We start from the raw sequence: 11,865 nt of genomic DNA, 5'->3' as shown, positions 1-11,865 counted from the left end.
CGCGTAGAAATCGAGGCATTCGCTCCCCGGCCTTAACGGCTGCTCGCGGCAAGCGCGGCGATCGATTTTCTCAACGGCATCAAGGATCATGCGAGCAGGTCAGAGCCGTTTCGAATTTCTATGTCGTCGCGCCTGTTTATTGCCCAGCGAGAAGAACAACACAGGCAATTAACTACTTGGGTCGACCACTACAGCTTCCGGCTCACTCTCCCACCTTCCCGTCACTCCGGCCGCGCGGGCGAGACCCGAGACAAGGGCACCTTCTCCCTCAGGATGCTCGGCTCGTACGTGGCACCGCGCGGCCACGTACTCCAACTGTGGTGCGACGACGCCCCTACTCGCACCGAGACCGTACTCAACCGACTGCACCTGGCCGGAGTAACCGCACACCCGACCGGAGCATGGACCACGCAGCAAGCCCGCAACCTGGTCATGGACCTGGGTGACCGTATCGCCGGGCTTCGATTCGTGATCCACGATCGGGACCCGCTCTTCACCTACTCCTTCCGGGAGGTCTTCACAGCCGAAGGGCTACGGATCGTCACCACCATGCCGCAGACGCCGAGGATGAACGCCATCTGCGATCGCGTCATCGGCACCCTGCGCCGCGAACTCCCGGACCGCATCCTGATCCTCAACGAACGCCACCTGGCCCGTGCGCTCCACGAATACGTGATCCCCTACAACGGGCACCGACCGCACCAGTCCCGACAACAACGTCCCCCGGAGACCTCAACGCAGCCCGCCCGCGACGTGACCGACCTCAACGACCTACGATCCATCCACCGAAAACCCGTCGTCGCAGGCACGATCAACGAATACCACCACGCCGCATAACCGCAGCTCAAGCCACGTAGCTTAATATTCGAGCGGCACACGGTCTGAAGCACCGGGACGCGAAGACCACGCGCCCAGTGCCGATCCCGCCCGAACTGGTGGCCATCCTCTGGGCGCACCTCGACACGCACGGCACAGCCAGAGACGGACGGCTCTTCCGGACCAGGACGGACGGCGTGATCTCCGGCTCGGCCTACGCCAAGATCTGGAAAGAGGCCCGAACCTACGCGCTCACCCCCGACCAGGCCGCCTCTCCCCTGGCGGGCAGGCCCTACGATCTGCGGCACGCGGCCGTCTCGCTGTGGCTGAATGCCGGGGTCCACGCACCAGAAGCGGCGGAGCGGGCCGGCCACGGACTGGACGTCATGCTCAGGGTCTACGCCAAGTGCATTGACGGGCAACGCGACGTGGCCAACCAGCGGATAGAGGGTGCGCTGGCTCTTGAATGATCGATCGCGGGATACTGGCCCGGTGGATCTCCCGGCTGAGCTCAGAGAACGTCTGACCGACCTCAGAGGTGATCTCCTTCGGGGTCGGCTCTCGGGAACCATAACGGATGCCGGATGGCCGGCCTGTGAGCTCATCGAAGCCGGTCTGGATACGCCTACGGTTTGGGAGCTTGCCGGCTACACGTTGTCCATCGGAGCCATGGAGGAAGTTGAGCCGCTGGTCCGCCAGATGCTGGCGGAGAGCGGCTTCCCGTCCATCGACCTCCAGCGCGAGCCCTGGGCGGTCGCCCAGGATGTGGCGCAGGGGATAGCGGAGGGCACGCTACCCATAGGCAAGGGTGCCGACTTCCTGATCCTTGAGCTCAGCAATGAATGGACCGCCCCTTTCATCCTGCGTATATCCCGCGACCACCGACGCACAGGGGCTCTCGGCGGCCTACGGCTGCATGTGGGGTGGGAGCCGTACCCAAGCAAAAGACCAGCTCAGGCGGTGTTAGAGCTGGTCTCGATAGCGCGCCCTGCAGGATTCGAACCTGCGATCGTCGGATTAGAAGCAAGATCTTTTAGTGTCGCGCAGTGACCTTGGATGATGGTTCGTCCCACCTCAGCGTACTTCGCGTGTCAGGCGGTGCCGGGTCCTGACGGCGTGTGACGGGGCGGACGAGCACGCACCGAGCACGCCCTAATGTGATCATTGCCGGTGGTGCCACACAAGGAAACCTGTACCCCAAACACTCCGGCACTACGTATAGATGACGGGCGCCGTGCTCGGCACGTGCTCCAACATCCGAACGGCCCAGTGCGTGCTCCATCGTGGCGCGATGGGGGGCGAAGGCGGTCTGGCAGTAGCGGACGGCCAGGCCGGCCAGGCCGGTGATGGCGCGCTGGTTGCCGCGGGCGAGGTCGTCGAGGGTGGCGGGCAGGGCTGTGTGCCGACGCAATTGGTCCACTTCGCGGCGCACTCGGGAGGGCGGGGTGTCAGCCAGCGCGTCGACGGTGGGCGGAAGCGGCGTGGATGTACCGATCTCCTACTTTTACAAGGGCACGGGCAAGCACACCTGGCGCAGGCACGTGATGCGGAAACTCAGCGACGATGCCGTGTTCAAGTTCTCCAACGAGATCAGAGTCACCTGCTGACACGGGGAGCTTTCAGCAGCCAGCCACCGCTGCCTCTGAGCCCGAGGGCGCCTGTCGTCGCAGGTGGGATAGACGAACGCGGCACCGGTCTCCGCTTCTTCCGGGGCCTGGGCCTCGTCTGCCGCCAGGCTGATGGACAGCCGGGCTGCGGCGGGGATGCGGGCGATGCGGCGTGAGGGCCGGTCGGCGTCAAGCATCCAGTGGTTCGTCCAGGACTTCGAGCCAGCCGTTGACCATCCGCACCTTCTTGCCGAGCGCCTGCGAGATGGCGGCCTGCCATCGGGGATCGTGGTCGCGATGGGTGCCGATCTCCTTGAACGGTGCTCGGCCGCGCAGGCCTGCGGGGTCGAGGTCGTCCGGGAGTCTCAACAACGACAGCTTGGTGAGTGCCGGGAGGTCGGCTATGCCGCCGAGGTCTTCCAGCGCGGGGCTGCCCCACAGGGTCAGCCGGCGCAGCGACGGGAGATCGTGGCCGGTTCCTGGCGTGCGCAGCCCGCCGCATCCGTCCAACCACAGATCGGACAGTGCGGGCAGGTCGCCAAGCCCGTCGAGGTTGTCCAGGATGTCACGGTGGCGGATGGTGAGCTCGTTCAGCGATGCCGAGCGAGGGAGTGAGGAGGCGTCGGTGACAGGTTGCCCGGAGAGGAGGAGCTTACGCAGCGCGGGCACGGCGGACAGAGGCGAGAGATCGCGCACCTCGGGGCTGTCGACGATCGAGACCCACCGGAGCGACGGCAGCTGTTCGACGCCTTCGAGCGAGGCGAGGCCGGCGCACCCGGAGATCACCAGCCCTTCCAGCCCGGTGAGGCCGGCGATCCCTCGTAGGTCGGTCAGCTTGTCGCAGCCCGTCAGGCTGAGGCGGGTGATCCCGGGAAGCGTGCCGAGGCCCCGCAGGGACGTGAGGTGAGCCAGGCGCATCCCTCGATCTTCAGGGTAGTCAGGGCCGGTTTATCGCCGAGCCCTTCGAGGTCTTCCAGACGGACGCATCGAGAGACGTTCAGTTCGGTGAGAGCGGCGAGTTCCGTTAGGTCGGCGAGATGACTGGTGCCGGTCCTGGACAGATCGAGCCTTTCGAGGCCGGTGAGAGCCTTGAGCGGGGCGAGGTCGGTGACTGTGCGGCAGCCGGCCAGGTTGAGTGTGGTCAGCTCGGTGAGGCCGGCGATCGGGGCCAGGTCGGAGATCTCAGGGCATTGGTCGAGATCGAGATGGACGAGGTCGCCGAGGGCGGCGAGCTCGTCCAGGACCGTGATGTCCTTGCGGCGCGAGATCCGCAGGCGGCGGAGCGTCGTCAGGTGGCCCACACCCTCCAAGGTGTGTTTCCTGCCGAGGTCGAGGTCGGTGCGCTGCTCGCGGGCGAAGGCCAGGCCGGCGCGACCGGCTCGATCCGGCTTCGGCCGTCCGACCTGACGCCGCGGCACCGCCCCGGAGGACCGGTCTATTTCACGATCAGCACCGACTCGGCGCGGGGAACGAGCTCGCCGATGATCGGGTGGCCCGGGATCTCTCCGGCGACGAGCAGCCCGCCCGAGGTCTGCGCATCGGCCAGCAGCAGGCGTTCGTCTTCTGGAACATCACCGAAGTCGCAGTGGGGCGCCACCCAGTCCAGGTTCCTGCGGGAGCCGCCGCTGACGTATCCGTCACGGACGGCCTCACGGGCGCCCGCGACGTACGGTATCGCGCCGCTGTCGATGACGGCGGTGACCCCGCTCGCGCGGGCGAGCTTGTACAGGTGGCCCAGCAGGCCGAAGCCGGTGACGTCGGTGGCGCAGCGCGCCCCCGACGCCACGGCCGCGCGGGCGGCGTCACGGTTGAGCGTCGTCATCACGGCGACCGCCTCGGCGAACACCTCACCGGTGGCCTTGTGCCGGGTGTTCAGCACTCCGACGCCGAGCGGCTTCGTGAGGGTGAGCGGGACACCCGGCGCGCCGGCGTCCACGCGCAGCAGGCGGTCGGGGTGGGCGCGGCCGGTGACGGCGAGACCGTACTTGGGGTGCGGGTCGTCGATGCTGTGACCTCCCGCGAGATGGCAGTCGGCGGCCTGGGTGACGGCGAAGCCGCCGCGCAGCACCTCGCGGGCCAGTTCGAGGGGCAGGACCCCGCGAGGCCAGCCGAGCAGGTTGAGCGCCATGACCGGCTCGCCGCCGACGGCGTACACGTCGGACAGCGCGTTGGTGGCGGCGATCCGGCCGAAGTCGTAAGCGTCGTCGACGACAGGAGGGAAGAAGTCGGTTGTCGCCACCATGGCGTACGCGTCACCCGGCACCTGGACCACGGCCGCGTCGTCCCCGTGGTCGATGCCCACGAGTAAGTCCCCCGCCGGGGATCCGCCGGAGCCGGTGCGGGCGAACCCTGCCACCAGCGTCTCCAGCTCGTTGGGGGGTATCTTGCAGCTACAACCACCGCCGGTGCCGTACTGCGTCAGTCTGAACTCTGTCATGAAACTATGATCACCTCTGGAGGCGTTTAGGTGCCTGGTGGCCCTCCTGGTCTTCAAAACCAGTGGCGTTGAGGATCTCAGCGCGGCGGGTTCGATTCCCGTCCGCCTCCGCTCATCGAGCAGCGGGGGAAGCCGTCAGTGGATCTACGCAGTCGCGTGCCGCGAACCGACAGCATGCTGTCCGACCCGCGGCTCGTCGCCGCCCAGGAGGCACTCGGTCGCGACCTGGTCAAGGCCGCGGTGCGGACGGCGCAGCAGCGTGTTCGCGAGAGCGTCCTCAAGCCGGACGAGGCGGTTGACGCGGTGCTGACGCTGCTGCCGGCGACGGCCAGTGGCATCGGCTCCGTCATCAACGCCACCGGCGTGATCGTGCACACCAACCTGGGCCGGGCGCCGTTGTCCCGTGCCGCGGTGGCGGCGATCGGGGCCGCCGCCGACTACGCCGACGTGGAGTTCGACCTGGCCGAGGGCGGGCGGGCGCGACGGGGCCGCACGGCGCTGGCGGCGCTGGCGGCGGCGGTCCCGGAGGCGGCGGCGGTCCATGTGGTCAACAACAACGCGGCGGCGCTCGTGCTGACCGCGACCGCCCTGGCCCAGGGCAAGGAGATCGTCATCAGCCGCGGCGAGCTGGTGGAGATCGGCGACGGCTTCCGCATCCCCGAGCTCCTCCAGTCGACCGGCGCCAGGTTACGCGAGGTCGGCGCCACCAACCGGACGTCCCTGCGGGACTATCTGGACGCCTGCGGTCCGGAGACCGGCTTCATCCTCAAGGTGCACCCGTCCAACTTCCGCATCGAGGGCTTCACCTCGGAGGTGTCCGTCGCGGAGCTGGCCACGGCAGGCCCGCCGGTGGTCGCCGACATCGGCTCGGGGCTCCTGCGAGCAGAGCCGCTGCTGCCCGGCGAGCCGGACGCCGCCGGCACCCTGCGCGCGGGAGCCGCGCTGGTCACTGCCAGCGGCGACAAGCTGCTGGGCGGCCCGCAGGCGGGTCTGCTGCTGGGCGACGCGGCACTGGTGGACCGGCTGCGCCGCCACCCCCTCGCCCGGGCGCTGCGGGTGGACAAGCTCACCCTCGCCGCGCTGGAGGCCACGCTGCGCGGCCCGCGCCCGCCGGTGCAGGTCGCGCTGCACGTACCCGCCGAAGAGCTCGCCGAGCGCGCGCGGCGGCTGGCCGCGCGCCTGGGCGACCGCGCGGAAGCGGTCGAGACCGTCGCCAGGGTCGGCGGTGGTGGCGCTCCGGGAGTGGAACTGCCCAGCGCGGGCGTCGCCGTGGACGGGAAACTCGCCGTGCGGCTGCGCACCGGCCACCCCCCTGTGGTGGGCCGGGTCACCGGCGGGCGGCTGATCCTCGACCTGCGCACGGTCGACCCCGGCCAGGACGAGATCATCGCCGCGGCCGTGGAGCGCGCGTGCATGTGATCGCCACCGCCGGCCACATCGACCATGGGAAGTCGACGCTGGTCAGGGCGCTGACAGGGATGGAGTCCGACCGCTGGGCGGAGGAACGGCGCCGCGGCATGACGATCGACCTCGGGTTCGCCTGGAGGACGCTGCCCGGGGGTGAGCGGATCGCGTTCGTCGATGTACCGGGGCATGAGCGGTTCGTCACCAACATGCTGGCCGGGGTGGGGCCGGTCCCGGCGGTGATGTTCGTCGTCGCCGCCGACGGCGGCTGGCAGGCTCAGTCCGCCGAGCACCTGGCCGCGCTCGACGCCCTGGGCGTGCGGCACGGCCTCGTCGTCGTCACCCGCTGCGACCTGGCCGACCCCACGCCCGCGGTACGGCAGGCACGGGAGCGCCTCGACGGCACCGGGCTGGCGGGGGCCGAGATCGTGACAGTGAGCGGGCTGACCGGCGAGGGCCTTCCCGAACTGGAGGGGGCCCTGGCCGAACTCGTCGCCGGGCTTCCCGGCCCGGACGTCGAGGGGGCGGTCCGGCTGTGGATCGACCGGGTGTTCACCGTCAAGGGCGCGGGGACCGTCGTCACCGGCACTCTCACTCAGGGGACTCTCCGCACCGGCGACGAACTGGAGGTCGACGGCCACCGGGTCAGAGTCCGCGGGCTGCAGACGCTCAACCAGGAGACGGACGTGGTCCACGCGACCGCGCGGGTCGCCGTGAACCTCCGCGGCGTCGACCGTGCGGACCTGTCCCGCGGCATGGCGCTGGTGACGCCTGACGCCTGGCTGCGGACTCAGGTCGCCGACGTCCGGCTGGCGCCGGACGCGGGCCGGCGCGGTGCGGCCACCCTGCATGTCGGATCGGCGGCCGTGCCCGTCCACGTCCGGGCGCTGGGGGCCGGCACGGCCCGGCTCACGTTCGACCGGGCCCTGCCGCTCAGGACGGGCGATCGCGCCTTGCTCCGCGAACCGGGACTGCGCGAGATCATCGCCGGCGTGCACGTGCTGGACGTGCGCCCGGCTCCGCTGCGGCGCCGGGGGGCCGCCGCCGCGCGGGCCGCCGAGCTCGGCGAGGCCGGCCTGCCCGACTTCGTCGCCCTGTTGCGCTGGCATGGCGTGCTGTCGGGGGCCGAGCTGGCCGCGATGGGCTGCCCGCCGATCGGCGAGCCCGTGACCGGTGACTGGTTCGCCGACCCCGAGCACTGGTCGGCCCTGCGGCGCCGCCTCGCCGACCACGTCGCGCGCCGGCCCCCGCTCGATCCGGGGATCACGCTGGAGGCCGCCGCGCAGGTGCTCGGGCTGCCGGACCGCAGGCTCGCGGAAGCGCTGGTCGCGCCGCCGCTGGCCATCCGGTCGGGCCGCGTGGTGTCGGCCGGCGGCACCTTGCCCGCGCCCGTCGTCAAGGCGGTGGCCGAAGTGACCGCCCACCTCGGCGAGCAGCCGTTCGACGCCCCGACACCCGAGCGGCTCGCCGAGCTCGGCCTCACCGGCAAGGCGCTGGCAGCGGCGATCCGCTCCGGCGCCCTGACCTCGGTCGGGAAGAACGTCGTGCTCCTGCCCGATGCGCTGGACCGGGCCGCTGACACGCTGGCGCGGCTCGCCTCGCCGTTCACCGTCAGGGACGCGCGGCTCGCCCTGGCGACCAGCCGCCGCGTCGCCCTCGCCCTCCTCGAGCACCTCGACGCGCGAGGCGTCACCCGGCGCATCAGCGACGACCTGCGGATCTTTCAGGCCCGTCACGGCTCGGCGAAGCCTCCGGCACGTACGGACGATCGCCCGCGCTGAGGGCGCCGGGAACGGGGCTTTCGGTCGGCTGTCAGACTTTTTGGACACCATATTGACAGCCATGATCAAGGCGGCTCACACTGAATTCGCGCGCCGGGCGGCGTACCCAAATTTCCGGATATCCCGTGAAATGCCCGGTGATGTTTCGTTTACGGCGGAGGCCTTATGTCAGGTGAGCAGCGACGTTTCCTGTCCAGACGAAACCTTCTCAGAACCGGCACCGTGGCGACGGTCTCCACAGTGGCCGCCGGGGCTCTGGCGAGCGAGGCGCTCGCGTCGGCCACGACGGTCGAAGAGACCGCCAGAGTGACCGAAATCGCGTCCGGCACGGTCACCGCCGTGGCCGAGCGCGACGGCCGTACCTTCAAGAGCGTCTCCTACACCGGGTTTCCCGAGGGCGTGCTGCCGCGCGTCGGGGACCTCGTCACCGTCACCGACCGGGTCTCCGAGCTGGGGCTCGTGGCCCTGCCCCTGTGCGCATGGACCACGGGTACGCCGAGCCGCGACAGCAAGGGCGTCGTGAGCCTCAACGGCGTCAAGGCCGCCCCTTCACAGCAGCTCAGCGCCGCGGGACAGAGCTCCGTCCTCGTCGCGCTCATGGGCACGACACTGCCGGACGCTCAGGTGCTCGACGTCAGATCGCCCAGCACCGACTGATGCCGGAACTTCTCTCCCTCCTGGTCCGGTTCGCCGCGGCCACTCTCCTCCTCTACGCCGGAACCCGAAAACTCGCCGAACCACGCGACTTCCGCCTTACCCTGGCCGCTCTTGCGGTTCCCGGGAAAGGTGTACTGGCGTACGCCGTGCCGTTACTGGAAATCGCGACCGCGATGATGCTGGCAGCAATGCCATGGCCCATGCTCACCGCTTTCATGGTGGGCGTTCTCGGGCTTTCCTTCGCGGGCGCGGGCGCCATCGCGCTGCTCGGCGGCAAGAACATCGGGTGCGCCTGCCTGGGCCGTTCTTCGCGGCCGCTGGGCGTCAGGCAGATCGCGTACCTGCCCCTGTGGGGCGCCCTGGCCGTGCTGGTGCTGGTGGACCAGAGCGGGCTGCGCGCCGAGCAGGGATTGTGGACTCTGGCAGCCCTGGCACTGGGCCTCGCCGTCCTGGCCGGGCTGCGAGGCTTCCCCCTCGCCCGGGAGAACCGCGTGTTCACCCGGGCTGTCGTCAACAAGGACATTTCGTGATCGCACTCACCATAGCCGTGTGCATTCTCACCATCGTCGTGTTGATCTGCGTCCTGGCGCTGGTCGACCAGTACCGCACACTCGAAGTGGTGCGCTCCGAACTGGGGCTGAACGACACCCCCGAGGCGATCGCCCTTCCCGAGGGACTGGCGACGCCGCCGTCCGCGGCCGGGCTGCCGGCCGAGTTCGACGGGCACGAGCGCCTGATCGTGCTGATCCTGTCAACGATGTGCTCCACCTGCCAGACCATCGCCAAACGGCTCCGCGGCGAGGTGCCGCACGGCGTGCGGCTCGTCATCGAAGCACGTTCGCACGAGGACGCCGAGACGTGGCTGGTCGCGGCGAGGATGCCCGCCGACCGGGTCATCGTCGACGAGGAAGCCAAGATCGCCACCGCGCTCGACATCATGGTGGCGCCCTCGGCCGTCGTGTTCCAGGACGGGAGGGCCGTGTCCGCCCAGACCATCCCGTCGTTCCGGCAACTCGAAGCGCTCCTGGCCGCGCCAGAAATCGTCACCGTCCCTGAGAGACAAGCAGGAGTGGCATGACCACCATGCAGAACGCCGAGCCGGAGACCATCCGCACGCTCAAGGACCCGCTACGCCGCGCCGGAATCTACACGGCCGCCGGCGCCATCATCGCCGGGTTGGCCACCCTCCTCCAGCCGAAGGAGGCCAAGGCCGACCCGCTCGGCTCGCCGTGCTGCGCGCTGGCGACGAGCCGGTGGTGCCCGTACCCGGTGGACCGGCCCCGCTGGTACTGCCCGTCCGGATACAACCGCACCTACTGGACCTGCAAGGACGGCAGCAACCGCACGGTGTACTGCGGCGAGTGCACCACGTCCTCCTCGTGCTGGTCCGGCTCGTACTACTGCTCCATCTGGTACTACTGACCCCGGCATGCTGACCTACTGGGTTCTCTCCCTCGCGGCTGTGGCGGGCTTCGCCCAGCTGTACAGTCCTTGAGGCCAGTCATTCATCGGAGTGATCCGCCCCTTCGTGCAAGGGGATTCTGAACTCGGCCGGCAACGAGCCCGGTCGTTCATCCTCATCCTCACCGCCGCGCATGTCTCGACCGCGACTCTGACGGTGTTCGTCCTGTCGCAGTTGGGTCAGCTGGTCTCCGGTGTGCTTTCCACCTTCGCGGTCACCGTCATCCTGGGCGTCGCGAGTGTGGCCGGGCTGGTGGTCGACATCGTCGCGGCCGCGCGGGGACGCATGTCCTTGGGCCTGCGTCGTCAGACGGCCAAGGAACTGGCGCACACGACGGACACCTGGTGGGTGACACCGTTGCTGTGGGGCGGGGACACGGGCATCATCGGTACGACCTACCGGGTCTCGTTCACGTCGTGGGTCCTGCTGCTTGCGGCCCTGACGGGAGCGGCGCCTCCATGGCTGGGCGCGGTCTACGGCCTGGCCTTCGCGATACCGCTGATCCTTTCCGTCAGCCTCGGCGACCCGACCAGCACGGGGCTCATGCGCAGTCAGCGCATGTGGACCAACGTTCGAGGTGCGCAGATGCTCGGAATCGTCGTCATGCTGGCCCTGCCCCTGTGGACGGCCTGGACATGGTGACACGAAGTTTCCGGTCGATCATCCGGGTCGCGGCATCCGTGGCCGTCGCCGTTCTGTGCGGCGGCGGGTGCGGTGCCGCGGCCCGGCCCGACGCCGAAAGAGAGGCACCGGCGGTGTGTGACGACACCATCCGCGCGGCGAAGGAGGTTCCGCGGGAGCTCCTGGACGACGGCATCGAACGGGCCGTGGGCGAATCCGATATCTGGTTCATCGCGCCGGACGACGCCACCTGGGGCGCTTCTGTGGAACCGGCCGGCAACGGGTTCTACGCCAAACGCCCGCTATGGACATCCAGCGACAAGCCGCCGTCCGTGACGGTCACGGCGGTCGGGACGAGCGCCAAGGGAGAAGCCACGCTCAGCCCCACGTCGGAAGGACTGCCGGGGCCGCTGCCGATGGGCGTCCGCTTCCCCTCACGCGGCTGCTGGAAGATCACGGCCACGTCGGAGAAGGGCCGCGCGGAGATCATCGTCAAGATCTGACATCCCTCGAGGGCTCTCGGGGAACGAGGGTGACGCCCTCGCGCCTGAGGTCCTCGCTGATGCCGTCCATCACGCGGATGGCGACCGTCTCCGCCCAGATCCCACCCCTGGAGTCTCGTGAGCATCGACACGCTACTGGCTCGGGCGCGTACCGGGCTGCGCCGCCTATCTCCTGCCGAGGCCTGCGCCGCGGCGAGCCGTGGCACAGGCCTCATCGTGGACACCCGGCCGGAATTCCAGCGCCGCAGCGGCGGCGAGGTGCCCGGCGCCATCGTGATCGAACGCAACCATCTGGAGTGGCGGCTCGATCCGCGCTGCGACGCCCGGATCCCCGAGGCCATTTCGGCGGACATCCGCTGGATCATCCTGTGCGACGAGGGATACTCCTCCAGCCTCGCCGCCTCGTCCCTCAGGCAGATCGGGCTGGCGAACGCCACCGACGTGATCGGCGGCTTCCAGGCGTGGACCGCCGCCGGGCTCCAGGTCAGCCGGCTCGCCGCCCCTGCCCGGCCGCGAGGTCCGGGCGAACCCGGCATCGACGCGAGGCTGACGTCCGCCGAGCACGCGGGTAGGTGAT

Annotated in this window: 16 protein-coding genes and 1 tRNA gene; 14 read left to right on the top strand and 3 right to left on the bottom strand. The window is 69.6% G+C overall.

Translation table 11 applies throughout. The features are described 5' to 3' along the window. The first annotated feature begins 120 nt into the window (after positions 1-120). The 4 genes from AB0L65_RS56165 to AB0L65_RS56150 all read left to right on the top strand — a co-directional run bounded on the left by AB0L65_RS56165 (position 121) and on the right by AB0L65_RS56150 (position 2,423). Complete coding sequence (locus AB0L65_RS56165; RefSeq protein ID WP_364264762.1) at positions 121-837, top strand: integrase core domain-containing protein; 717 nt, start codon at positions 121-123, stop codon at positions 835-837. 77 nt (positions 838-914) lie between these two features. Continuing rightward, positions 915-1,286, top strand: a complete 372-nt coding sequence (locus tag AB0L65_RS56160; protein ID WP_364264760.1) for a hypothetical protein — start codon at positions 915-917, stop codon at positions 1,284-1,286. A 22-nt stretch (positions 1,287-1,308) separates the two neighbouring features. Next, entirely contained in the window at positions 1,309-1,866 is a 558-nt protein-coding gene (locus AB0L65_RS56155) for a hypothetical protein (protein WP_364264758.1), read from the top strand. 431 nt (positions 1,867-2,297) lie between these two features. Further along, on the top strand, positions 2,298-2,423 hold the full coding sequence (locus AB0L65_RS56150; RefSeq protein ID WP_364264756.1) for a hypothetical protein: 126 nt from the start codon (positions 2,298-2,300) through the stop codon (positions 2,421-2,423). A 189-nt stretch (positions 2,424-2,612) separates the two neighbouring features. Here AB0L65_RS56150 and AB0L65_RS56145 read toward each other — a convergent pair whose 3' ends face one another. The 3 genes from AB0L65_RS56145 to selD are packed head-to-tail and all read right to left on the bottom strand — an operon-like array spanning position 2,613 to position 4,860. Then, positions 2,613-3,341: a hypothetical protein gene (locus AB0L65_RS56145; protein WP_364264754.1), complete on the bottom strand. Its 729-nt coding sequence runs from the start codon at positions 3,339-3,341 to the stop codon at positions 2,613-2,615. Next, a complete protein-coding gene (locus AB0L65_RS56140; RefSeq protein ID WP_364264752.1) occupies positions 3,272-3,841 on the bottom strand; it encodes a hypothetical protein in 570 nt (189 codons plus the stop codon). The genes AB0L65_RS56145 and AB0L65_RS56140 overlap by 70 nt, the downstream gene beginning before the upstream one ends. Before the next feature lie 17 nt (positions 3,842-3,858). Next, complete coding sequence (gene selD / locus AB0L65_RS56135) at positions 3,859-4,860, bottom strand: selenide, water dikinase SelD (protein ID WP_364264750.1); 1,002 nt, start codon at positions 4,858-4,860, stop codon at positions 3,859-3,861. A gap of 18 nt (positions 4,861-4,878) precedes the next feature. On the opposite strand from selD, the gene AB0L65_RS56130 reads away from it, so the two are divergent. The 10 genes from AB0L65_RS56130 to AB0L65_RS56085 all read left to right on the top strand — a co-directional run bounded on the left by AB0L65_RS56130 (position 4,879) and on the right by AB0L65_RS56085 (position 11,864). After that, positions 4,879-4,972 (top strand) — tRNA-Sec (locus tag AB0L65_RS56130). Between the two features lie 44 nt (positions 4,973-5,016). Beyond that, positions 5,017-6,279: an L-seryl-tRNA(Sec) selenium transferase gene (selA, locus tag AB0L65_RS56125; RefSeq protein WP_364264748.1), complete on the top strand. Its 1,263-nt coding sequence runs from the start codon at positions 5,017-5,019 to the stop codon at positions 6,277-6,279. After that, the gene (selB, locus tag AB0L65_RS56120; protein WP_364264746.1) at positions 6,270-8,045 is read left to right on the top strand and encodes a selenocysteine-specific translation elongation factor; all 1,776 of its coding nucleotides are present in this window, start codon (positions 6,270-6,272) and stop codon (positions 8,043-8,045) included. Before selA ends, selB begins: the two co-directional genes overlap by 10 nt. A 222-nt stretch (positions 8,046-8,267) precedes the next feature. Next, positions 8,268-8,702 carry a hypothetical protein gene (locus tag AB0L65_RS56115; RefSeq protein WP_355208305.1) on the top strand — a complete coding sequence of 145 codons (435 nt, stop codon included), beginning with the start codon at positions 8,268-8,270 and terminating at the stop codon, positions 8,700-8,702. Then, entirely contained in the window at positions 8,702-9,232 is a 531-nt protein-coding gene (locus AB0L65_RS56110) for a MauE/DoxX family redox-associated membrane protein (RefSeq protein ID WP_364264744.1), read from the top strand. The genes AB0L65_RS56115 and AB0L65_RS56110 overlap by 1 nt, the downstream gene beginning before the upstream one ends. Continuing rightward, positions 9,229-9,780, top strand: a complete 552-nt coding sequence (locus AB0L65_RS56105; protein ID WP_364264742.1) for a hypothetical protein — start codon at positions 9,229-9,231, stop codon at positions 9,778-9,780. Before AB0L65_RS56110 ends, AB0L65_RS56105 begins: the two co-directional genes overlap by 4 nt. Beyond that, positions 9,777-10,124, top strand: coding sequence for a hypothetical protein (locus AB0L65_RS56100; RefSeq protein ID WP_319713235.1), 348 nt, complete (start codon positions 9,777-9,779; stop codon positions 10,122-10,124). Before AB0L65_RS56105 ends, AB0L65_RS56100 begins: the two co-directional genes overlap by 4 nt. Before the next feature lie 91 nt (positions 10,125-10,215). Next, complete coding sequence (locus AB0L65_RS56095) at positions 10,216-10,806, top strand: hypothetical protein (RefSeq protein ID WP_350738643.1); 591 nt, start codon at positions 10,216-10,218, stop codon at positions 10,804-10,806. Continuing rightward, complete coding sequence (locus AB0L65_RS56090) at positions 10,800-11,288, top strand: hypothetical protein (protein ID WP_364264740.1); 489 nt, start codon at positions 10,800-10,802, stop codon at positions 11,286-11,288. Before AB0L65_RS56095 ends, AB0L65_RS56090 begins: the two co-directional genes overlap by 7 nt. A gap of 117 nt (positions 11,289-11,405) precedes the next feature. Further along, positions 11,406-11,864 (top strand): rhodanese-like domain-containing protein, encoded by a 459-nt coding sequence (locus AB0L65_RS56085; protein ID WP_319713232.1) that lies wholly within the window; start codon positions 11,406-11,408, stop codon positions 11,862-11,864. The last annotated feature ends 1 nt before the right edge of the window (position 11,865 follow it).

The sequence above is a fragment of the Nonomuraea sp. NPDC052116 genome (genome assembly GCF_040680035.1).
Taxonomy (GTDB): Bacteria; Actinomycetota; Actinomycetes; order Streptosporangiales; family Streptosporangiaceae; genus Nonomuraea; species Nonomuraea angiospora_A.
Note: the sequence above shows the minus strand (reverse complement) of the source record. Positions and strands in the feature narration are given on the sequence as shown.